A 21,585-nucleotide genomic window follows, 5' to 3' on the forward strand; every position below is an offset into this window, starting at 1 on the left:
GGGCAACGCGTCCCTGCCTGTAAAGCTGAAAGCCTTCCTCCATTACGCTATTATCAAAAAAACTCGCCACATCGGAGATAAGCATATTCCATTGCATTTGATTTATTGAATATATAGGTTTCATGACGGATGAGTCTCCTGAACGAATGAGGTCTATGTTTAATTATAAATGATATCATTATTTATAACCATTGGTTCTCATTCATTGACAATGTCTGTCGTACTTTGAATAATGAAGTGAGAAGCTTCCAGGACTACACTTTGCAAGGAGGGACAGCGATGGATTTATTCAAAAAATTGAAATCCGGCGCGTCGAAGGCTGCGGATGTCGCGCAGCAGACGGTAGAGGTGACGAAGCTGACCGCACAGATTGCGGCCAGAAAACGGGAAATCGATAAATACAAAAACCAGTTAGGGCACGAGGTCTACACAGCCTATCAGTCTGGTCAGCTGACGTTGGCGGAAGAGAAGGTTAATGTGCTGTGCTTTGCGATTCAGGGAGTAGAAGCGGAAATCTCAAATCTTGAAATGCAAATCAAACGAATTCGCCATGAAAAATCCTGCAAATGCGGCAAGGTGCTTGATTGGGATACGAAGTTTTGTCCGAATTGCGGGCTCGCTCAGGAAGGATTGGCTGCGGAGATCATCACGATTGATCCGATCCGAATCGATAAGAAGTAGTTTCTTGGAGGATAGGGGAGGATGTTACCGGATGTTTTCGAATAGCATACACTGACCAAATCTCACACGGCCTTAGCGCAAAATATAAGAAACAAGACCCCTTCAGGCAGTTTTCCATGCGGATTGACTTGAGTAGCCGCCAAATAATATGAGAAAGAGCACTTCGTGAGGTGCTCTTTTTTGTCGTCTTCCTTTAATTTTTAATTAACCGAATCTGCTTCGCTGTACGAAGGTAAAAAGATATCAACCGTTGTCCCTTTATTCAGCTTGCTTTTAATCATAATTTCTCCGCCATGTTCTTGTACAATTTTATAGCTTACCATCAAGCCTAGCCCCGTACCTTTTTCTTTTATACTGTAGAAAGGCTGCCCCAAACATTTGAGGCGCTCCTCTTCAATTCCACAACCATCGTCAATTACACTGACGAGTACCTGGCTGTTTGCTTTTTTACATTGAATTATGACCTTCCCTCCATTTGACATCGAATCTATCGCATTTTGGATAATATTCAAAAATACCTGTTTTAATTGGAGCTCGTCACAATAAATACTGGGCAGTTGGTCATCACAGATCAATTCAATGAAGGTATCCTTAATAATGGCTTCGCTTTCCAACAATGATGTTATACTCAATAACAAAGGAATGATTTCATTCTTATCGAATCGTGTAGCGAGCGGTTTGGATAAAACCAAAAATTCATTTGTAAACATTTCAATTTGGTTTACCTCTTCTTTCATGGCGTCGATATAATGCTGGTGTTTATTGTCTTTGCTTAATAATTGCAGAAAACCCTTCAGTGTTGTCAAAGGATTTCTAATTTCATGCGCCACACCTGCTGCTAAGCGTTCAATCGTCTTTAACATATCGGCTCTTATTATTAATTCTTCTGCTTTCTTTCTCTTGGTTACATCCTTAAATGTAACCACTGCTCCAGTCACTCCTCCTTGCTGGACAATAGGAGTGCAGGTGTATTCAACTGCAAAATGAGTACCGTCCTTTTTCCAGAAAATATCTTGGATAATTTCTTTCGTATAACCTTCTATTGTGGATTGGTAAATGGGACAATCTTCTATATTATAGCTGGAACCATCGATTTTTGTGTGATGCAAAATATTATGGATATTCCGATCGATGATTTCATCGCTTGCAAATCCTGTTAATTTTTCAGCGGTAATATTCCAGAAAGTCGTATTTAAATTTTGATCAACCGCAAAAATGCCTTCTCCTGTAGAATGAATGAGAAGTGCTAGATCTTTATTTAATTCGTCAATTCGACGTGAGGCTAATCGGAACTCGATTTCATCCATCACGACTTTAGCAAGTGTGCGCAGGATATTGATTTCCTGCTCCGAGATTGTACGAGGCTGAAGCCCGATGACACTTAGTACGCCAATAATATGATTGTCAGGATTAATCAATGGGAAACCGGCATAGAATCGGATACCGGGCGCACCCGTGACTAAAGGGTGATTTAACGCATGGAGGTCAGTTGTCGTATCGTTGAGCACATAAGGCGTGTCGTTAAGAATAGCCGAAGCACACAACCCAAGGATGCGGTCAACTTGTTGAACGTCTAAGCCATAGTGGGACTTGAACCAAATACGGTCTGTGTCTACCAAGCTTATTGTCGATATTGGCGTATTTAACAGTTGAGCAGCTAGAACTGTAATTCTGTCAAAAGCACTGTCAGGAGGGGTATCCAGTATATGATATTGACGTAAAGCATGTATGCGAGCCCGTTCCTTCTCAGCTGGATTAGACATATTACATCCTCCTCCTCTATTACTACCTCCAGCAACATGCTGGTAACAAATTTCTAATATTTTTTATCATCTTGCATGGTTATATCTGTTTTATCTAAAAGTATTTTCGCTTTTACATTGGAATTTCCTTTTTTATACTTATAATGTTTTGCACAATCATACTCAGTCACTTGATCCTCTCCGCAAGCTTGAATGTTCTGTTCTACATCCTTAACTATAGGTTTCGTCAAACATTGTTATTTTCTGTCTTATTTTATTTTCAATCCAAACGAATTGCAACAAAGGAAGCGCTTTATGCGTTTAAGAAACCAAAGGAGCTTGAAATGAAAGGGGAGACATACTGAATGCGTTGGAATCCTGAGGTGAGAAGCGGCCAATGGTGGATTTACGCGGGCATATCTTCTTTATTAGTCAGTATTCTGCTATGGTTGATTCGATTCGTTGTATTAGGTCAGCCTTTTACTGCGGTAATTGCCTTTCGATTTATGCTGCTGGGCATAATTTTATGTTTCCTGTTCAGCTTTATGGGTTGGCTTGGCGCGAAGAGGCTGTGGCTTTTTGCGAATATAGGGATGATGCTTGGCCTCATTCTCATGGCCTTGTATTCCCGGGATAAGACGGGTTGGGAGGATTTAGTTAGTCTTCTTTTCTTTTTCCAGGCTGTGGCAGCAGGCATCGTGATCGGCCTAATTGTGGAAGGCATAGGGTTGATTGTGCGTCTGACAAAAAAAAAATTCAACTGACAGATTGTAAGCATAGTAAAGCAGGCGGCAGGAAAAAATATGTTCATCGAATTTATGGCATGAAGGCTGCGTGATAAATGATGGAGAGCAAGTATATGAGAGAAACCCGCTGCTTTAAAATTTCCAGAGTGTTTCCCACCGACGTCAATAATCATGAAACGTTGTTCGGCGGCAGGCTGATGTCGTATATCGACGATATTGCATCGATATCTGCATCGAAATTATGCCGGGTGACAGCTGTTACGGCCTCGACGGATTCAGTAGATTTCCTTCAACCCATTAGACCGTCTGATTCGGTTTCCTTAGAATCGTTCGTAACCTGGACGGGCAAAAGCTCCATGGAAGTATTCGTGAAAGTGATTAGAGAAGATTTAAGATCAGGGGATAGAAAAATTGCCGCAACTTCTTTTCTTACCTTTGTCGGCTTGGATGATGATTCCAATAAGCCGATACTTGTGCCGAAGGTCATACCGGAGACAGAAGAGGAGAAAAAGCTGCATGAGACCGCGGAGTATAGAACGCATATGAGAAAACACAGAAGGGAAGAGAGCAAAAAATTTGCCGACTACCTGCTCACGAAATATCCGTGGGAATAAATGAAAAGGGAGTACCCGTTGGGTACTCCCTTACTTCTTTCAGGCAGCTGGTTGCTAGAGTTGCTAGAACAACGAAATGCCGTATTCCTCGATTTTTCGATATAAAGTCGTTCTTCCGATTTTCAATTGGCTGGCAGCTTTGCTTAGGTTCCATTCTGCAGCCTTCAGCGCTTTTTTGATCGCGGCAATCTCCGTTTCTTTCAACGTGAGCTGAGACTCCCCGGTATTTTCTTGGGCGGCCTCATCGGACTGCTCGAGTGATAAATGCTCTGCGTCGATCGTCTTGCCATCCGCTAAGAAGGCAGCCTGCATAAGAATGCCGCTTAGCTCTCTTATATTGCCAGGCCAGCTGTAGCCGGACAGCATCGCTTGTGCTTTCTCGGTCAAGGCAAGGGGATGGCCGTTAAGCTTCAGGAGCAAGTGCTGAGCCAGAACGAGAATATCGCTCCTCTCCCTCAGCGCGGGCAGTATAATGTGTATCCCTTTCAGACGGTAGTAAAGATCGGCACGGAATCGGCCGACTTTTATTTCTGCAGCCAAATCCTTATTAGTTGCCGCAATGATTCTCACATCGATTGATTTGTTCTTCGCGCTTCCTACAGGGGTGATCGTCCCCTCCTGCAGCACTCTTAGCAAGGCTGCTTGCGCCCGAAGAGGCATATCGCCAATCTCGTCCAGAAAAATAGTGCCTTTATGCGCAGCCTCGAACTTTCCTGCATTGCCGTCTTTATTGGCCCCGGTAAATGCGCCGCGCGCGTATCCGAACAATTCGCTTTCGATTAAGCTATCCGGAATAGCGCTGCAATTCAGCGCAATGAACGGCTCCGCCGTTCGCGGACTTGCAGTATGAACCGATTGGGCAAACAGCTCCTTGCCTACCCCGCTTTCACCGAGCAGCAGTACGGGAAAGTCTGTCAAAGCCGCCTTTTGAGCAAGCTCTTTCTTTTGTATAATGGTTGGGCATGTCCCGATGATATCCTTGAAGGTATACAAGCGGGGCTCGTTTGTCGCCTGCTTGTGAATCGAAACGGACTGCCATATTCTCTGATGATTATTGTGAATCGTTTCGATGGCGAAGCCGTCCACCTTCGTAAACTCCTTGCCTATCGCATCGCTGCCTACAATACGGATGGCCGCATTGTTAGCTCGAAGGATGCGGTTATCCCGGCTGAGAGAGAGCAGCGGCAGCGTGTGGCTTTGCGCGGTATGCTCCAGCTCTCTTAACGTAATGAGATGCTCCTGCTTCGATTCTTCCAGCAGTATTTTGTTCTGCAGCGAGAAGGCCGCCATACAGGCTAGTGTAAATGTATATGCGTGGTAATGCTCTTGCTTGCCGCTAATGTTGATTACACCGATCAGCTCCCCGATAGAATTGAAGACGGGCGCTGAGGCGCAGGTCAAGAAGCGATTGGAGCTGAAATAATGCTCTTCGGCATGGACACGTACAGGTTTTCTCTCTGCAAGGGCGACCCCAATGGCATTTGTGCCTTTTCTTCCCTCGGCCCAATTGGCGCCTACCTGCAGTTGAACGGCTGAAGCTCGGTGGGAGAAATCGGCATCGCCGACGGTGTGAATAATGGTTCCCTCCGAATTAATAAACAGCGCCATCTGACCGGATTGTTTAATGCCAACGTTCATTTGCTCGAATACTTGCTCTGCATGATGTATAGTTTGCTCATTTTCTCTTAATAGAGCATGAATACGGCTTCCGGTTAAAATGTCATCGTCAACAGGGTCGGTTGGCTTTAAGCCAAGCTCGTGACAGCGCTTCCAAGATAACGCCGCCGCTTCGGACAGAAATTTATTTTCCACTGATAACACAATGAACACCTCCATCGAAATCGGTATCCTAACCTGATCATACCATAGTTGCTTATATTAATGGAGAGCTGGGAGAAAGAATGTTCCGAAATGAAACACTTCCAGTGTATCAGAATAGAACAACAGTGTTAAAGCGCTTTCAAAAAAGATTGATCTGGCCCTATTTCATTAGCTGGCACGATTCTTGCTTATTTATTTAGCGTAATCCATTTTAAGGAGGCTGAGCTATATGATTTATGCACAACCTGGACAAAACGGATCAAAGGTTACATTTAAAAAACGGTACGAAAACTTTATCGGAGGACAGTGGGTTGCACCTGTTAAGGGCCAATACTTCGACAATCCGTCACCTGTAAATAACCGCGTTTTTTGCGAGGTTCCTCGTTCTACATCCGAGGATATCGAGCTGGCTTTGGATGCGGCGCATGCTGCGAAGGATGCATGGGGCCGTACTTCCGTTGCGGAGCGCGCGCTCACTTTAAACAGAATTGCAGATCGCATGGAAGCGAATTTGGAATTGCTGGCCGTAGCCGAAACTTGGGATAACGGCAAGCCGGTTCGGGAAACACTCGCGGCCGACCTGCCGCTGGCGATTGATCACTTCCGGTATTTTGCAGGAAGCATTCGCGCGCAGGAGGGCTCGCTTAGCCAATTAGATGACAACATGGTCGCTTATCACTTTAATGAGCCGCTGGGTGTAGTCGGTCAGATTATACCGTGGAACTTCCCGATACTCATGGCGACTTGGAAGCTTGCTCCGGCTCTTGCGGCCGGAAATGCGGTCGTCCTGAAGCCTGCTGAGCAGACGCCGGCATCCATATTGGTGCTGGCGGAGCTTATCCAAGATTTGCTGCCGCCGGGCGTGCTTAATATCGTCAACGGCTTCGGGCTTGAAGCGGGCAAGCCGCTTGCCTCAAGCAGCCGGATTTCAAAGATCGCCTTTACCGGGGAGACGACGACAGGCCGTTTAATCATGCAGTATGCTTCGCAAAACCTGATACCGGTCACCTTGGAGCTGGGTGGGAAGTCGCCGAACATTTTCTTCGAGGATGTAGCCGCTCGTGATGACGCCTTCTTTAACAAAGCGCTCGAAGGTTTTGCGATGTTCGCCCTGAACCAAGGGGAAATCTGTACGAGCCCGTCTCGCGCGTTAATTCAAGAATCGATCTATGATCAATTTATGGAAAGAGCCTTGAAGCGCGTCGCCGCTATCAAGCAGGGCAACCCTCTTGATACGGAAACGATGATCGGGGCTCAGGCCTCCACCGAGCAGGTTGAGAAAATTATGAGTTACATCGACATCGGTGCGCAGGAAGGCGCCGAATGTCTGATCGGCGGAAATCGGGCAACAGTTGAAGGAGACATTTCGGAAGGCTACTACATTCAGCCAACTGTTCTGAAGGGGCATAACAAAATGAGAATTTTCCAGGAGGAGATTTTTGGACCAGTCCTTTCTGTCACGACGTTCAAGGATCAAGAGGAGGCGCTGGCGATCGCCAATGACACGCTCTATGGACTCGGCTCCGGCGTATGGACACGCGATATGAACACAGCTTACCGGATGGGCCGCGGCATTCAAGCCGGCCGTGTATGGACGAACAACTACCATGCCTATCCTGCCCATGCCGCCTTCGGGGGCTATAAGAGCTCGGGCATTGGCCGTGAAAATCACAAAATGATGCTCTCTCATTACCAGCAAACGAAAAATCTTCTCGTCAGCTACAGCCCCGACGCACTGGGCTTCTTCTAAGAGAGCTGTACGATGATGACAGAAGTGAGCAAGGTTGTTGCTACCGACGCCGCTCTGGAGCTAATCGAAACCGTAAAGACCAAGCATGGTCCCGTCATGTTTCATCAATCGGGCGGCTGCTGCGACGGCAGCTCTCCCATGTGCTACGCGCAAGGGGAATTTCTAGTCGGGGACAGCGACGTATGGCTGGGGAACATAGGCGATGCACCCTTCTATATGAGCAAAGCCCAATACGATTATTGGAAAAATACACAGCTCATCATCGACGTAGTGCCCGGCAGAGGCGGGATGTTCTCGCTTGAGGGACCGGAGGGCCAGCGATTTCTGACACGCTCAAGGATGTTCACGGACGAGGAGCGGCGTGTGCTGGGTCTATAAGCCATTTTATAAATGATTATCAAAGGGGAAGCCTGGAACTTGAAATTCAAGTTTCGGGCTTCCCCTATTCATGATGTTATCGTTACTCGTCTTGATCGCTCTGCTCGATCGCTTGAAGCTGCTTCTGGTAGGACTTGACCGCAGATGATGCGTTCATTGATTTCACCGGACAGTCCGCTGATCTCATCGTTCCCCTTGATATGAAATTTTTTCGTTAGATCGAATTTCCCGGAAGTGAACATACTTTGAGTCGTCGAGGTCAGTTTTTTGATCCGGCGTTTCACCAGGAAGAAGGTTGACAACAAATATTTCATAGCCTAATATTATACCTATAGGGGTATGAGTATAATGAAATATTAAGATCGATAATGGAGGGGATAACATTAACATAGAGGGCTGTACTGATTTCGAAGCTCTGCGGCAACGCATCACAATTCACTGAAAATAATACCTACAGGGGTATGTGTGTGGATTTGATAAAACATACTACCAGGGAATGGAGTGGCTTATGGATCTAGATTTCGTTTGGATTATTACCTTGTTTGCAATTGGATTTATTGGCTCATTCATTTCGGGCATGGTCGGTATCGGAGGCTCCATCATCAAGTATCCGATGCTGTTATATATTCCGCCTGCGCTAGGATTTCTCGCGTTTACGGCGCAAGAGGTTTCCGCAATTAGTGCGGTTCAGGTGTTTTTCGCCACAATTGCAGGCGTCTTCGCCTACCGAAAAGGCGGATTAATCAACAAAAGACTCGTTCTTTATATGGGCATTCCGATCGTGCTGGGGAGCTTTATCGGGGGCTACGGCTCCAAATTTCTTCCGGATTCAGCAATTAACCTGACCTATGCCGTACTGGCATTAATCGCAGCCATTATGATGTTTTTTCCGAAAAAAGGTATAGATCGCGACGATTATTCCAATCTTCAATTCAACAAAGGGATCGCTTCCACAGCGGCCGCCGTTGTAGGGATTCTATCGGGTGTTGTTGGCGCTGCTGGTGCTTTTATCATCGTGCCGATTATGCTCGTTATTTTAAAAATCCCTACCCGGGTTGCGATCGCATCCTCGCTGGCAATCACCTTTATATCATCAATCGGATCATCCGTTGGTAAAGTAATGGGTGGACATATGCTGCTGATTCCGTCCATCGTGATGGTGGTCGCAAGTATTATCGGTTCGCCTATAGGCGCGAAAATCGGGCAAAAGATGAACGTAAAAGTATTACAATGGGTACTCGTCGGGCTGATCACCGCAACCGTTATTAAAATTTGGATCGACATTTTGGCATAATAGGGCTTTTGGAATCGCTCGGCTACAATGTCGTCAATATTACCGGCGGTATGTCCCAGTGGAACGGTAACGTCGAGTTTGGAAAGAAGTAATTTGTGCTAAAACGTGCCCTGTTGACAGGGCAAAAAAATTTAGTTATATTATACCCATAGGGGTATAAGTATATAGAAAAATAAATGAATTACTGGAGGTCATGAACATGTCCACACCATCCGTCATTAAAGCGGATCTGACGCTCGACTGCAAAGGACTTGCTTGTCCGATGCCGATTGTAAAAACGAAAAAAACGATCGAACAGCTGAGTAGCGGCCAGGTTATGGAGGTGCAAGCAACCGATAAGGGGTCGCTGGCCGATATCCAAGGATGGGCCAAAAATACGGGCCATCACTATTTAGGCACGATTCACGAAGGGGATGTGCTGAAGCACTTTCTTCGGAAGGCCAGCCCTAGCGATGCCAAAGAAGAAATCAAATTCCCGCATACTCTCACGAATGCGGAATTAGAGCAGAAGCTTGACGCCGGTGAACCTATCATCGTGCTGGATGTACGCGAACCAGCGGAATTTGCTTTTAACCATATTCCCGGATCGTTATCGATTCCACTTGGAGATTTGGAAGAGCGGCTCGCAGAATTGCAGGCGGATCGAGCAGTTCATGTCGTTTGCCGAACAGGGACGCGAAGCGATCTTGCCTGCCAGCTGCTGGCGGACAAGGGCTTTAAACAGGTGCAAAACGTGGTTCCTGGTATGTCCGCTTGGAACGGCGCTACGGAGCAAAGTATTTAAGGCGGATCTTGAATGAAGGTCCTTATTATGCAGTTACTCTAACTTATAAACCGAAGGGAATTTGACACATGACGACGACAACGAATTTACGGGGAATGACGGCAGGGCAGGTCACACAGTTCATTTTGAACAAGGAACCGTTATTTATTCTCGATGTGCGTAATGAAGGTGATTTTAACGACTGGAAAATAGAAGGGGAGCGCATTACAGCGATCAATATCCCGTATTTTGAACTGCTCGAGGGTGTAGAGGACGTGCTTGACAAAATTCCGGCGAACGAAAAGGTGCTGGTTGCTTGCGCCAAAGAAGGGTCGTCGAAATTTGTGGCGGAGCAGCTGATTGAAGTCGGCAGAAGCGATGTATATTATCTCGAAGGAGGGATGAAATCCTGGAGTGAGTACTTGGAACCCATTAAGGTCGGTGACTTGAAAGATGGCGGAGCGCTTTATCAATTCGTACGTATCGGTAAGGGATGTTTATCCTATATGGTTGTTTCTAATGGTGAAGCAGCCATTGTGGACACGCTGAGAATGACCGAAGTGTTCGCAAATTTTGCGCAAGAAAAAGGGGCACAGATCAAACACACCATGGATACGCACCTGCACGCCGACCATATTTCAGGAGGAAGAAAATTAGCCGAGCAGGTGGGAGCAACATACTGGCTGCCGCCGAAAGACGCCGAAGAAGTTGTGTTTGATTACGAAAAATTGGTTGATGGCCAAGAAATTACGGTTGGCGACACCAAAATCAAGATTCAAGCGGTTTATTCGCCGGGGCACACGATTGGCAGTACCTCCTTTATTGTCGACGATCAATACCTGCTCACAGGGGATATCTTGTTCATCGAATCGATCGGCCGTCCCGACCTCGCCGGACAAGCGGAGGATTGGGTAGGAGATCTGCGAAACACACTGTACAACCGCTATAAAGAACTGTCGGAAGATTTAATTGTACTGCCGGCACACTTCGGTAAAATTACTGAACTCGGCGAAGGCGGGAAAGTATCCGCCCGTTTGGGTGACTTGTATGAAAAGAATCCGGGCCTTAATATTCCTGACGAAGCTGAATTCCGACGTGTTGTAACGGATAACCTCCCCCAGCACCCGAACTCATACCAGGAAATCCGTCAGACGAACATGGGAAAAATCGAGCCTGAGAACGAACAGCAGCGTGAAATGGAAATCGGTCCGAACCGCTGCGCGATTCAAGATAAATAAGGGGGAAACGACAATGCAAGCAAATCTTATCGTTGATACAAAAGGAATGGCATGCCCAATGCCGATCGTCAAAGCAAAGAAAGCGCTGGATGGGCTGCAGCCTGGACAAATCATGGAAGTGCTCTCCACAGACAAAGGCTCAGTCAACGATTTTCAGGCGTGGGTGAAGCAGACGAAGCATGAACTCATCAAGCATGAAGAAGATAATGGCGTTTATAAATTTCTTGTGAAAAAAGTGTAAACCTCACCCTGAGAGAAGCGAGCGCGTTTTAGGACGCGCTCGCTTTTTTTGCATGTGCCACTTTGTGAGGGTTGCAATTCATCAATGGCTGTTGTATTATACCTATAGGGGTATAAGTATAATAGGAAAAGGGGAAATAACATATGGAAGCGAAAGAAAAAACAACAATCGTACTATTCAGCGGTGATATGGATAAAGCGATCGCCGCGTTTATTATAGCAAACGGAGCTGCGGCTTATGATCACGATGTCACCATTTTCTTTACGTTTTGGGGTCTCAATACGCTTCGCAAAGACGAGGTTGTAAAAACGGACAAGGGACTGCTCGAGAAGGCGTTTGGATGGATGATGCCGCGCGGCGCGAAGAAGCTCGGATTGTCCAAAATGAATATGGCCGGCATGGGTCCACAAATGATCAAGCATGTCATGAAGAAACATAATGCACTAAGTTTGCCTCAGCTGATTGAACTTGCTCAGGAGCAAGGCGTGAAGCTGGTGGCGTGCACGATGACGATGGACCTTCTTGGATTGAAACAGGAAGAATTGATTGATGGGTTGGAGCTTGCGGGCGTAGCCGGTTATTTGGGCGATGCGACAAACGCGAAGGTGAACCTGTTTATCTAAAAAGGTATGACGAACTTTTTTGTCACCTTATAATATACCAATAGATGTATATCATTAGGGGGTTACGACCATGGATTACAATTATACGGACCAAATAAAGACACGTTTGAGAAGAATTGAAGGGCAAGTGCGGGGGATTCTTCGCTTAATGGAGGAAGGCCAGTCCTGCAAAGACGTCGTGAGCCAACTTTCCGCGGTTCGAAATGCCGCGGATAAAGCGATGGCACAAATTGTCGCCGAGAACTTGCAGCAATGCCTTCTTGAGGAACAATCGGCGGGCAGAGACACGAACAAATTGGTTCAAGATGCAGTTGAGCTGCTGGTAAAAAGCCGGTAAACCCGGCCGAGGGTCGGATCACAGGTATAAGCTAATAAGGAGCCGATTGATGTATACGGTACAAGTAGGTCAATTTGTTTTGAGTTTGAAAATTCTCATCTACTTGATGTCCGGTATGGCAGGAGTGCTGGGCATCCGCATCAAAATGAGACAGTGCTATCAACTATGACATTATGAAACAGACGATCCAGGAATCCGACTAATTGGGTGATCCAACAAGGTATAGAGCTAACACTATACACATAGATAACACTACACACATAGATAACACAGAGTACTTGTCATGGATTCAGGTATAATACATAGTAATAGAGAGCGTTTACAACGAAAAAGCCAGGGGGAATGCACATGGAAATCTCATTGACCGCCCTGCAGGAACAGAAGCTGCTGCTTACCCCTCAGATGCGGCAGTCCATGGAAGTCCTGCAAATGTCCGCCTTGGATTTGAGCGAGCTTATCAAGCAGCAATCAATGGATAACCCTTTTATCGAGCTTCAGCCCGCTAAGGATTTCTCCGGCCATCAAGCAAGAAGCTCCGGACAAGATTGGTGGCTAAACGTCGACCATCCAAGCGAGCCCGCGTTAGAGTCGGTATTGGTTGAGCAGCTTACTTACATGAAGCTTGACCGTACGGTTCTGGCCTTGTGCAAATGGATCATCGGCAATCTGGACGAAAAGGGCTATCTTTTATATGACAAAGATGAGATTTCCGCTTTAACAGGCGCTTCGATAAAGCAGGCAAGCGAGGCAGTCGGCGTCATACAAGGCTTAGAGCCGTACGGTGTGGGGGCTTCAACATTAGCAGAATGCCTGATCCTTCAATTGCGGCATCAACAGGATTCCGATCCCTTAGTTATTAACCTTGTCCAGCATGATTTGCTCCAAATCGCGGAAGGTAAGCTGCGATTGCTGGCGGAGAAATACGAAACAGAGGCTGCGGAAATTAATGCCGCCATTGAGAAGATAAAGTCGCTCAATCCGAAGCCAGGAGCTTTATACGGCAGGGAGAAGCCGCAATATATTATGCCTGATCTTCAGCTTGTGCATATGGAAGGGAAATGCAAAGTATTCCTTATAAATAGTTTTCTTCCAGAGATCACATTAAGCAGTTCTTATTTGAGCATAATGAAGCAGGATGCTTCGAAGGATATCCAGCGCTATTTGAAAAAAAACTGGCATGCGGCAAAAGGGTTAATCGACAGTATCGAGCGAAGAAAGGCGACACTGCTGAAGGTGTCCGGCGTTATTTTCGAGCTGCAGCCGGAGTTTTGTGAGAAAGGCTCCGTTCATATACGTCCAATGACCATGAAGCAAATCGCCGAGGTGCTGCACGTGCATGAATCAACGGTAAGCCGTACCATAAGCCATAAGTATATTCGAACGCCGTGGGGACTGTTCGAGCTTAAGCATTTCTTCTCCTCTTCTATAAAACATGCTGATGGGTCAATGATTTCATCGATTTATATGAAGGATCGAATTCGTGAATATATCTCAGCAGAGAAGGAAGCCTCGCCATTATCCGATCAGCAAATCGCATCGCTGCTGCAAAGCGAGGGCTTGCTGATCTCACGCAGAACGGTGACTAAGTACAGAGAACAAATGAACCTGCCGTCCTCCATAAGGAGGAAAAAACAATAATAATAAAATAAGGAGCTTGAAAAAATGCCTGAAATGAACAATGAAATCAAGAGCCGAATCCAAAAGACGCTGTCAGAACGCAAAGTTAAGCTGCCGGATGGCATGGAGCTGCCTAGGCTCGGTCAAGGTACTTGGTATATAGGGGATGACCCGGCCAAGAAAGCGGATGAAATTCGCACGCTTAGGCTGGGCGTGGAACTGGGGATGTCCTTGATCGATACTGCGGAAATGTATGGCGAAGGCCGGTCCGAGGATAGAGTTGGCGAGGCGATTCAAGGAATTAGGGATGATGTGTTTCTCGTTTCTAAGGTGTACCCCCATAATGCGGGACTAGAGCGGATCGTTAGAAGCTGCGATGCAAGCCTAAAGAGACTGCGGACCGATTATCTGGATCTTTATCTGCTTCACTGGAGAGGAAGCGTGCCGTTAAGCGAAACGATAGAAGGGATGGAACGGTTAGTGGCGTCAGGAAAAATCAAGCGCTGGGGCGTTTCGAACTTCGATAAACCCGACATGAAGGAGCTGACTTCCTTAGCGGCCGGCACTCACTGCGCAGTGAACCAAGTGCTGTATCATCTTGGCTCCAGAGGGATTGAATATGATTTGCTCCCTTGGCTGAGCGAGCGGCATATCCCCGTTATGGCGTACAGTCCGATGGCGCAGGCAGGGTCCTTAAGACAAGGACTGACTCATAACGAAGCGGTGATAGACATTGCGGACAGCCATGGAGTTACACCGCTTCAGCTTATGCTTGCTTGGACAATTCGTCACGAGAATGTAATCGCAATACCGAAAGCATCGACGGAAGAGCATGTTCTTCAAAATGCAGCCACAGCCTTAATCGAGCTATCGGAAGAGGATTTGCGCAGACTTGATGAGGTATATCCTAAACCGTCCAGAAAAGTGCCTCTTGATATGATATAATGCACTGAAATTGTAGTAGAGCCGACCTGCTCAGGCCGGCTTTTTTATGCTGTAACTAAAGTGAAGGATATGGAAGAATTATGTCGAAATATATCGAAACTTGTATAATAATAGTATATTGATATAATGAAGTAGAATTATTTTTTCAAAAATTTGAAAAAGGCAAAGTTATCGAAAGGTAATGACGCAAAGCTACAGGGGCTAAAGTGTTAAACTATGCCAGCCAGTTGCCGGAATAAGCTGTATTCATGCGAGCTTATCCATCTGCAGCCGGGATAAGTTTTTTTGTGTTAGGCCTTTTCGAAATCTCACAAGAAAGGAAGCGCACACAGTTGGGTCTATCAAACTGCACGAAATGCGGGCAAGTCATGCTGAATAGACAGTCATTTTTTTGCGAGGGATGCATGGAAGGGCAAAGAGACGATATTGAGCGAGTGAAAACTTACTTGAGGACGCATTCAAAGCCATCTCTAATAGAGGTACATAGAATGACGGGTATCCCGGTCAACACCATTCAACAGTTTATTAAAGAGGGCATCATTACAAGAAACTAGTTCATTTAATATGAAAATGAGGAGATGTCTACATTTGAAAAAGCTTCGTCTATGGAGTAGTTTATTGATCGTCGCCATGCTGCTGCTTTCCTTTGCAGGACAGGGCTTTGCGGCAGAGCCTGATGAGCAGGTATCCGAAGAGCAGCGTGAGGAGCTAAAGCTGGAATTTAATGACGCTGCTGAAGCAGGCTGGGCTATGGAATCCATTGGACTTATGAAATCCCAAAATATTTTGTCAGGCTATGAAGACGGAAGCTTCCGTCCTAATCAGTTCGTCAGCCGCGTTGAAGCTGTCGTGACGGCTGTCCGGCTAATGGGCTTGGAGGAGGAAGCGAAAGCGAAACCCGCCAATGAGAGGCTTCATTTTGCCGATGCGTCGATGATTGATCAGCAATATAAATGGGCGAAAGGCTACGTCATTGTTGCTCTAGAGCAAGGGCTGTTCTCTACGTCGGAGTCCAAGCTTGATCCAAGTAAACCGGCGAGCCGCATATGGGTGTCCGCTCTATTGGTGAAAGCGCTCGGCCTTGAGAAGGAAGCGCTTGCTCAAATGACCGTCGTGCCTGATTTCAAGGACGTGAAGGATATTCCAGCCGGCGCGATTGGCTATGTGAATATGGCTGTGGAGCAAGGTGTAATTGCCGGCTACCCGGATGAAACCTTTAAGCCGAACCGGAACGTAACCCGCGCAGAACTGGCCACGCTGCTGGTCAGAACAAACGACAATCTGCTGGAGCAATCCGGAGCGATCACAGTAGCTGGAAAAATTACAGCGCTTCAATTCGGCGGCAATCAACCTGCGGATGCTGCAGCGGGTTCAAGCACTTACGGCTCTATTGCAATTGAAAGTTTTAATGGAGATGCGCTTGTCTATTCGATTTCAGCTGAATTGCCGGTTCCGTTTTATGATCGGTTTATTCCAGCGTCCGGGCTCATCATTGGCGATGCTGTATCGCTGACAGTAGAGAATGGCGCCGTTCTGAAAGCCAGCTTTATCGATAAAGAGCTTGTCAATGAAACGACTGCGGGCATTCGTGAATTTGAATTAGAGCTTGAGATAGATGAGGATAACGGCTTGAAATTGGAATATGAAAATAAAAACGGCAAGCCAAAAGCCGAGGTTGAAATAAAGGTCGATGGCGATAAAGAGAAATTGAAAGGGCCGGAAGCGATTCAGCAGCTGGAAGCCTTCTTTGCGGCTGTCATGCTGACGCCAGAAATGTCCAGAGACGATATACAGTCGCAAATTTTTACAGCGCTTGAAGTAGCTGATAACGGATTTAAAGAATTCGAGATCGAAATAAGGTTTTCGAATGGAAAGAAAATAGAATTCGAAGTGGAAAATGATGAAGAGTCAGCCGAAGAAGAAAACCTTTATGGAATCGATGAATTTAAGCTGAAAGCTGAGCTATGGAGCGGCCAAAAGCTTAAGGCTGAGTACAAATATGATGATGGAAAGTCCGAAGCGAAAATGGAGCTCGATAGCCAAAAGCTATCCGGAGCCAATGCGTTACGGGCTATTGCAGCATTTTTCGAGCAAGTATCCATAACGGATGACATGAGCAAGGATGAAATTGTTGAGCAAGCGCTGGCTTATTTTGAAATTGAGGAAAGTGCGATTAAAGACTTGAGGCTCGAAATCGAATTTTCAAACGGAAAAGAAGTGAAGATTGAGCTCGAGAAAGACGACGATGACGACGATAATTAAGTCTATCTGATGCGGAAGTGAAGCCCAGCATCTTCGCCAATTACAAGTCAATGGAGAAAAGGGAGCATACAATAACTACGGTTATCGTTAAGCTCCCTTTTCTTATTCCTTATACTTGTGCAATTTTAATCAAATTAGTCGCACCTGCTTGTCCGATCGGCACGCCTGCTGACAATACAACGGTGTCCCCAGACTGAACGATTCCGGTTTGCACGGCATTGCGCGTTGCGGACTCGAACATTTCATCCGTACTTGACACGCTGTCCCCTTTGACCGGTATAACACCGGAGAGCAGACAAATTTTTGGCAACACATGATCATGCTGCGTAATCGCAATAATTGGCGCTTGCGGACGATACTTGGAAACCATACGCGCCGTAAATCCGCTTTCCGTGAAGGTAAGGATGGCTTTCGCATTCAGCTCAAGCGTGGAGCTGACGACGCCTTGGCTAATAACCTCTGTAATATTCGTGCTTTGCTTCGCTCTGCGCTTATCGAATTGCTCTTTGTAGTCGATCATCGATTCCGCTTTTTTTGCGATCGTGGCCATCATCTGTACCGATTGTACCGGATATTTGCCGGCAGCCGTCTCGCCGGAGAGCATAACCACGTCCGCCCCTTGGATAACCGCATTCGCGACATCGCTTACTTCGGCTCTAGTAGGGCGAGGGTTTTGCTGCATCGATTCAAGCATATGCGTGGCGACGATAACAGGTTTGCCAACGAGGTTGCATTTGCTGATCATTTCACGCTGCATCATCGGCACATCCTCGATCGGCACCTCAACGCCAAGATCGCCGCGAGCGACCATAATCCCATCGGAGGCTTCGATAATCGCATCAATATTACTCATGCCTTCCTCGTTTTCGATTTTCGAAATGATTTGAACATGCTCAGCATTCGATTCTTCAAGGATACGGCGAATTTCCAAAATATCCTCTGCTTTGCGGACGAAGGAAGCAGCGATGATTTCGACATTGTGCTTAAGTCCAAATGCGATATGCATGACGTCACGCTCCGTTACGCCAGGCAAGGTCGTTTTAATGCCGGGCAGGTTGACGCCCTTTCTAGGCTTCAGCGTTCCGCCGCTTATAATCTGACAGCGTACTTCGGTTTCATTTACGGAAAGCACCGTAAGATCCACAAGACCGTCGTCAATTAGAATCCGGTTACCGGGCTTGACGACCAAAGGCAGCTCAGCATAATTGACCGGCAGACGGCTGGCATCGCCAAGCACTTCTTCCGTTGTTAGAACGAGTTCTTCACCGGCTATAAGCTCGCAGGATGCTTCCTTCAGCTTGCCGATGCGTACTTCCGGTCCTTTTATATCCATCAGGATCGGCACGAAGGTATTAAGCTCCCGCGCCGCTTGCCGTATATTTTCCATACGCATAACGTGATCTTCAAGTTCTCCGTGAGCCATATTCAATCTGCCAACGGTCATCCCAGCTTTAATCATTTCCTTGACGGTTTCAACGGATTCGCAAGCGGGTCCCATGGTACAGATGATTTTTGTTTTTTGCATGTAGGTAGGCCTCCTCGTTTTTACCATTGTAACGCGAATTCTCGAAAGAAACTATGAACTATAGTATAATAGAGGAACTATAGTATTGAGGACGGGAGCGTTTATTCTGATAACCATTATAGACATGCATCAAGACAAAGGAAGCGATTGGTACGAAGAGGTCACTGGGAAGCGGACGGCCTTCCACCTTGCGCTAGTGACCTATGGAAAATGCGTTTATTGGGTCAAGCATGAGAAGCTTATTTTAGAAAAAGGCGATTTGCTGCTTATTCCCGACAATACTCCTTATTATAGTAAAAGCGTGCCTACCGTGGTTCATACGAAAATAATCGTTAATTTCAGTCTAAACGCCGCCGACAGCAGACTGCCTGTGCTTCAACGTCAAGAGCCGCTTAAGCGGCGGTTAGGCTGCTATGAGGTCATCCATGAACGATTGCGGGGTATGCTGCACCAATGGACGGAAAAGCCTGCCTATTATGAGCTTATGGCCGAGGCGCTTCTCATGGAGGCGTTAATCGGCTTGAACCAGGAATTGGACCGGGGCGCGATATCCTCTGATAAGCATCGGCGCGTCGATAGTATGAAGCAATTCGTGCAAACGCATTATCGTGAGAAGGTGACGAAGGAGGAGCTGGGCGATGTCATTAAGACAACGCCCAACTATGCCGCAGCCTTGTTCAAAAACGTCACGAATCAGACGATTAGCGAGTATGTGCATCAAACAAGGATGAAGACGGCCATCTACATGCTCACAGAGTCCCAGCTCACTGTCGCGGAAATATCCGATTATTTGGGCTATAGCGATGCTTCATATTTTCACCGCGTATTCAAGAGGAGCATGGGGAAGTCTCCCTCCGACTATTTGCAGGAAAGATCAATCCCGCGTTAATTCAAAGCTAAGCTTTCGTCCTAAACCGCTTGTGATAACGACGAACGGGTCCGGCAGTTGCCTTTCTATTCTATTGTGTACTTAGCTGGACATTTGCTTTGGCTATGACACTCGAAATTTGCTGCTCATAAGCGAATATTTTTTGCTTTTGCTCGTTCACTTGCTTCGTAAAGGAGATGAGCCTTGTAAATGAGCTTAGCGTGGCGGTCGCATCGCCTTTACGAACGACCTGGTTCAAAATTTTTGTTTCGGTCGTGAACTGCTTCTTTTGGGTGCTGATTGCGCTTTTTGCGGACCTGATTTTAATATTGACCTTGTCGCTCTCGATCAAAATATCTTTTATTCGCTTCATCGTTTTTGTCGCCGTCGCCTTTGCGGCTTTAAGCGCCGCCTCTTTGCTGCGAATATCCTGCTTCGCGATTTGCACGGCGGCCTTTGTCGTTTCAACCTGCGGATTCAGTATGCTCACGAGCGTCTTGCTTTGGTAGGATTTGGCGATGCTCAGCTGCTGCCTTATCGTATCATAATGATTGAACAGAGGTTGATATTGCTTCTTGGCACGAGACACATCCGCTTCAAGCTTTCGAAGCTTGTTAGCATCAACCTCCTTGATCCGCTGGCGCGTGGTCAGCTCAGCGTCTTCGTTTCGATAATGAAGATCGTTGATCTTTGTATCCCATTGGATCGTTTGCTTCTGAACCGTCTGCAAAGCGGTGTATTGCGACGTTAATTTCGAAGTCGTTGCTTTGTCGGCTGCTGCTTTCATTTTGTCAAAGGCAGATTTGGCGGTGACGGTAAACTCGAACGATGAAGCGGACACAGCGGTAGGATACAGCGCGATAAGCAGCAGGATGAGCAGTAAAGCTGTAGGCTTTGGAACGGTATGCATGTTAGGGAGGCCTCCTCGGATGACGGCGTATAACGCAAAAAAAAGCACCAGCAAGATAGGCGTTATACGCCATCTCTTACGGGTGCTTCCTTCGTAAGCCGTGCTTATTCAACTAATTTCTACCAATATACAGGATGCGGCTGGGATGCGTCAAGCGACCGATTCCGGAAAAGGCTTAGACTTCAGCTGGCGGCATTCCTTTTCGGAAAGTAATTATATATACTAGGGAAATAACAACAGGCGGCATACGTTTGCAACAACGAAGAGGAGAGGGACCAGAGTGGGCTACAAAATCGTATTTTTTGACATCGATGGCACGTTAATCAATGAGCAAAAGGAAATACCGGAGGATACAGTCAGAGCGATCGCCGAGCTGAAGGAAAGGGGCATTGAGCCGGTTATTGCAACGGGCAGAGCGCCCTATTTCATTAAGCCGCTGGCGGAGAAGCTTGGGATTGATTCGTTCGTAACGTTGAACGGCGCCTATGTCGTGTATAAGGGTGCTCCACTGTATAAGCGTGAAATGGAAAAAAGCAGCTTGGAGGCGTTGGTGAAAATAGCGGGCGAGCATGGCCACAGTCTCGTATTTGAAGGCGAGCATTCGTTCTTCGCCGACAAAGAGGATCACCCGTTTGTCATCGATTCGGTTAATTCATTAAAGGTGGATTTGCCCGGCTACAATCCAGATTTTTGGAAAACCGATAGCATCTATCAGGTGTTTTTGCACTGTGAAAGTAATGACGAGCATTTGTACGAGGGCCTGAATAATGAGCTTAAACTCATCCGCTGGCATCCGCAGGCGATTGACGTGCTTCCTGCGGGAGGCTCGAAGGCGCAAGGCATCGAGGCGCTGCTGGATAAGCTGGGGCTTACATCAGCGGACGCGGTTGCTTTCGGAGACGGGCTGAACGATAAGGAAATGCTTGAGATCGTAGGCTTTGGCGTCGCGATGGGCAACTCGCACCCAGAGCTGCTGCCCTATGCGGATTATGTGACGACTCATGTGGACGAGCAAGGCATTCGCAACGGCCTAGTGAAAGCAGGTCTGCTGTAATCAATGCAATGTTAATAAATAATAAATATGAGTGTGAAATTATATAAAAATAATAATAAAGGCTGAGGTGAATATCCATTCACATCAGCTTTTTTAATGCTTAAGAACTAAAATGTGAAGGAGAAATATGCTTGATATCGAATAAATAATAATAGAAAGTTTAAAATTAATTAGAT

At 46.6% G+C, this 21,585-nt stretch carries 21 protein-coding genes and 1 riboswitch; of the genes, 16 read left to right on the forward strand and 5 right to left on the reverse strand.

Annotation, left to right across the window (positions count from 1 at the left end):
• The first annotated feature begins 279 nt into the window (after positions 1–279).
• Entirely contained in the window at positions 280–681 is a 402-nt protein-coding gene (locus ACO9K6_RS15605; RefSeq protein WP_424768480.1) for a zinc ribbon domain-containing protein, read from the forward strand.
• Between the two features lie 200 nt (positions 682–881).
• Here the strand turns inward: ACO9K6_RS15605 and ACO9K6_RS15610 are convergent, their stop codons facing one another.
• On the reverse strand, positions 882–2,444 hold the full coding sequence (locus ACO9K6_RS15610; RefSeq protein WP_424768481.1) for an ATP-binding protein: 1,563 nt from the start codon (positions 2,442–2,444) through the stop codon (positions 882–884).
• Positions 2,445–2,497: 53 nt separating this feature from the next.
• The gene (locus ACO9K6_RS15615; RefSeq protein ID WP_424768482.1) at positions 2,498–2,674 is read right to left on the reverse strand and encodes a hypothetical protein; all 177 of its coding nucleotides are present in this window, start codon (positions 2,672–2,674) and stop codon (positions 2,498–2,500) included.
• Positions 2,675–2,788: 114 nt separating this feature from the next.
• Here ACO9K6_RS15615 and ACO9K6_RS15620 point away from each other — a divergent pair, with 114 nt between their 5' ends.
• Complete coding sequence (locus ACO9K6_RS15620) at positions 2,789–3,187, forward strand: hypothetical protein (protein WP_424768483.1); 399 nt, start codon at positions 2,789–2,791, stop codon at positions 3,185–3,187.
• A gap of 80 nt (positions 3,188–3,267) precedes the next feature.
• Positions 3,268–3,783, forward strand: coding sequence for an acyl-CoA thioesterase (locus ACO9K6_RS15625; protein ID WP_424768506.1), 516 nt, complete (start codon positions 3,268–3,270; stop codon positions 3,781–3,783).
• A gap of 63 nt (positions 3,784–3,846) precedes the next feature.
• Here ACO9K6_RS15625 and ACO9K6_RS15630 read toward each other — a convergent pair whose 3' ends face one another.
• Positions 3,847–5,604, reverse strand: a complete 1,758-nt coding sequence (locus tag ACO9K6_RS15630; RefSeq protein ID WP_424768484.1) for a sigma-54-dependent Fis family transcriptional regulator — start codon at positions 5,602–5,604, stop codon at positions 3,847–3,849.
• A gap of 229 nt (positions 5,605–5,833) precedes the next feature.
• Here ACO9K6_RS15630 and adh point away from each other — a divergent pair, with 229 nt between their 5' ends.
• From adh to ACO9K6_RS15685, 11 genes are all read left to right on the forward strand, one after another.
• Positions 5,834–7,354, forward strand: coding sequence for an aldehyde dehydrogenase (gene adh, locus ACO9K6_RS15635; RefSeq protein ID WP_424768485.1), 1,521 nt, complete (start codon positions 5,834–5,836; stop codon positions 7,352–7,354).
• Positions 7,355–7,369: 15 nt separating this feature from the next.
• Entirely contained in the window at positions 7,370–7,732 is a 363-nt protein-coding gene (locus tag ACO9K6_RS15640) for a DUF779 domain-containing protein (RefSeq protein ID WP_424768507.1), read from the forward strand.
• Between the two features lie 508 nt (positions 7,733–8,240).
• The gene (locus tag ACO9K6_RS15645) at positions 8,241–9,026 is read left to right on the forward strand and encodes a sulfite exporter TauE/SafE family protein (RefSeq protein WP_424768486.1); all 786 of its coding nucleotides are present in this window, start codon (positions 8,241–8,243) and stop codon (positions 9,024–9,026) included.
• 199 nt (positions 9,027–9,225) lie between these two features.
• Complete coding sequence (locus ACO9K6_RS15650; RefSeq protein ID WP_424768487.1) at positions 9,226–9,810, forward strand: sulfurtransferase TusA family protein; 585 nt, start codon at positions 9,226–9,228, stop codon at positions 9,808–9,810.
• A gap of 68 nt (positions 9,811–9,878) precedes the next feature.
• Complete coding sequence (locus ACO9K6_RS15655) at positions 9,879–11,027, forward strand: MBL fold metallo-hydrolase (RefSeq protein ID WP_424768488.1); 1,149 nt, start codon at positions 9,879–9,881, stop codon at positions 11,025–11,027.
• A gap of 13 nt (positions 11,028–11,040) precedes the next feature.
• Complete coding sequence (locus ACO9K6_RS15660; RefSeq protein ID WP_424768489.1) at positions 11,041–11,268, forward strand: sulfurtransferase TusA family protein; 228 nt, start codon at positions 11,041–11,043, stop codon at positions 11,266–11,268.
• Positions 11,269–11,411: 143 nt separating this feature from the next.
• Positions 11,412–11,891, forward strand: a complete 480-nt coding sequence (locus ACO9K6_RS15665; RefSeq protein WP_424768490.1) for a DsrE/DsrF/DrsH-like family protein — start codon at positions 11,412–11,414, stop codon at positions 11,889–11,891.
• 70 nt (positions 11,892–11,961) lie between these two features.
• Positions 11,962–12,228: a metal-sensitive transcriptional regulator gene (locus ACO9K6_RS15670; protein WP_424768491.1), complete on the forward strand. Its 267-nt coding sequence runs from the start codon at positions 11,962–11,964 to the stop codon at positions 12,226–12,228.
• Between the two features lie 348 nt (positions 12,229–12,576).
• Entirely contained in the window at positions 12,577–13,866 is a 1,290-nt protein-coding gene (gene rpoN / locus ACO9K6_RS15675) for an RNA polymerase factor sigma-54 (RefSeq protein ID WP_424768492.1), read from the forward strand.
• 24 nt (positions 13,867–13,890) lie between these two features.
• Positions 13,891–14,790, forward strand: coding sequence for an aldo/keto reductase (locus ACO9K6_RS15680; protein WP_424768493.1), 900 nt, complete (start codon positions 13,891–13,893; stop codon positions 14,788–14,790).
• Positions 14,791–14,941: 151 nt separating this feature from the next.
• A riboswitch (cyclic di-GMP riboswitch) is annotated at positions 14,942–15,025 on the forward strand.
• A 353-nt stretch (positions 15,026–15,378) separates the two neighbouring features.
• Positions 15,379–17,052 carry an S-layer homology domain-containing protein gene (locus tag ACO9K6_RS15685; protein ID WP_424768494.1) on the forward strand — a complete coding sequence of 558 codons (1,674 nt, stop codon included), beginning with the start codon at positions 15,379–15,381 and terminating at the stop codon, positions 17,050–17,052.
• 109 nt (positions 17,053–17,161) lie between these two features.
• On the opposite strand, the gene pyk is transcribed toward ACO9K6_RS15685, so the two are convergent.
• Positions 17,162–18,577 carry a pyruvate kinase gene (gene pyk, locus ACO9K6_RS15690; RefSeq protein ID WP_424768495.1) on the reverse strand — a complete coding sequence of 472 codons (1,416 nt, stop codon included), beginning with the start codon at positions 18,575–18,577 and terminating at the stop codon, positions 17,162–17,164.
• Between the two features lie 106 nt (positions 18,578–18,683).
• On the opposite strand from pyk, the gene ACO9K6_RS15695 reads away from it, so the two are divergent.
• A complete protein-coding gene (locus ACO9K6_RS15695; RefSeq protein ID WP_424768508.1) occupies positions 18,684–19,466 on the forward strand; it encodes an AraC family transcriptional regulator in 783 nt (260 codons plus the stop codon).
• Positions 19,467–19,536: 70 nt separating this feature from the next.
• On the opposite strand, the gene ACO9K6_RS15700 is transcribed toward ACO9K6_RS15695, so the two are convergent.
• Positions 19,537–20,355 carry a hypothetical protein gene (locus ACO9K6_RS15700; protein WP_424768496.1) on the reverse strand — a complete coding sequence of 273 codons (819 nt, stop codon included), beginning with the start codon at positions 20,353–20,355 and terminating at the stop codon, positions 19,537–19,539.
• A 280-nt stretch (positions 20,356–20,635) separates the two neighbouring features.
• On the opposite strand from ACO9K6_RS15700, the gene ACO9K6_RS15705 reads away from it, so the two are divergent.
• Complete coding sequence (locus tag ACO9K6_RS15705; protein WP_424768497.1) at positions 20,636–21,409, forward strand: Cof-type HAD-IIB family hydrolase; 774 nt, start codon at positions 20,636–20,638, stop codon at positions 21,407–21,409.
• Positions 21,410–21,585 lie beyond the last annotated feature (176 nt).

Source organism: Paenibacillus praedii (assembly GCF_049725345.1).
Taxonomy (GTDB): Bacteria; Bacillota; Bacilli; order Paenibacillales; family Paenibacillaceae; genus Pristimantibacillus.

Excerpts from the sequence above, each read along its gene's own strand:
- ACO9K6_RS15625 (WP_424768506.1), top strand. The coding sequence starts at position 3,268 with ATGGAGAGCAAGTATATGAGAGAAACCCGCTGCTTTAAAATTTCCAGA.
- ACO9K6_RS15665 (WP_424768490.1), top strand. The coding sequence starts at position 11,412 with ATGGAAGCGAAAGAAAAAACAACAATCGTACTATTCAGCGGTGATATG.
- adh (WP_424768485.1), top strand. The coding sequence starts at position 5,834 with ATGATTTATGCACAACCTGGACAAAACGGATCAAAGGTTACATTTAAA.
- ACO9K6_RS15645 (WP_424768486.1), top strand. The coding sequence starts at position 8,241 with ATGGATCTAGATTTCGTTTGGATTATTACCTTGTTTGCAATTGGATTT.
- pyk (WP_424768495.1), bottom strand. The coding sequence starts at position 18,577 with ATGCAAAAAACAAAAATCATCTGTACCATGGGACCCGCTTGCGAATCC.
- ACO9K6_RS15700 (WP_424768496.1), bottom strand. The coding sequence starts at position 20,355 with ATGCATACCGTTCCAAAGCCTACAGCTTTACTGCTCATCCTGCTGCTT.
- ACO9K6_RS15620 (WP_424768483.1), top strand. The coding sequence starts at position 2,789 with ATGCGTTGGAATCCTGAGGTGAGAAGCGGCCAATGGTGGATTTACGCG.
- ACO9K6_RS15610 (WP_424768481.1), bottom strand. The coding sequence starts at position 2,444 with ATGTCTAATCCAGCTGAGAAGGAACGGGCTCGCATACATGCTTTACGT.
- ACO9K6_RS15660 (WP_424768489.1), top strand. The coding sequence starts at position 11,041 with ATGCAAGCAAATCTTATCGTTGATACAAAAGGAATGGCATGCCCAATG.
- ACO9K6_RS15640 (WP_424768507.1), top strand. The coding sequence starts at position 7,370 with ATGACAGAAGTGAGCAAGGTTGTTGCTACCGACGCCGCTCTGGAGCTA.
- rpoN (WP_424768492.1), top strand. The coding sequence starts at position 12,577 with ATGGAAATCTCATTGACCGCCCTGCAGGAACAGAAGCTGCTGCTTACC.
- ACO9K6_RS15650 (WP_424768487.1), top strand. The coding sequence starts at position 9,226 with ATGTCCACACCATCCGTCATTAAAGCGGATCTGACGCTCGACTGCAAA.
- ACO9K6_RS15680 (WP_424768493.1), top strand. The coding sequence starts at position 13,891 with ATGCCTGAAATGAACAATGAAATCAAGAGCCGAATCCAAAAGACGCTG.
- ACO9K6_RS15605 (WP_424768480.1), top strand. The coding sequence starts at position 280 with ATGGATTTATTCAAAAAATTGAAATCCGGCGCGTCGAAGGCTGCGGAT.
- ACO9K6_RS15655 (WP_424768488.1), top strand. The coding sequence starts at position 9,879 with ATGACGACGACAACGAATTTACGGGGAATGACGGCAGGGCAGGTCACA.
- ACO9K6_RS15670 (WP_424768491.1), top strand. The coding sequence starts at position 11,962 with ATGGATTACAATTATACGGACCAAATAAAGACACGTTTGAGAAGAATT.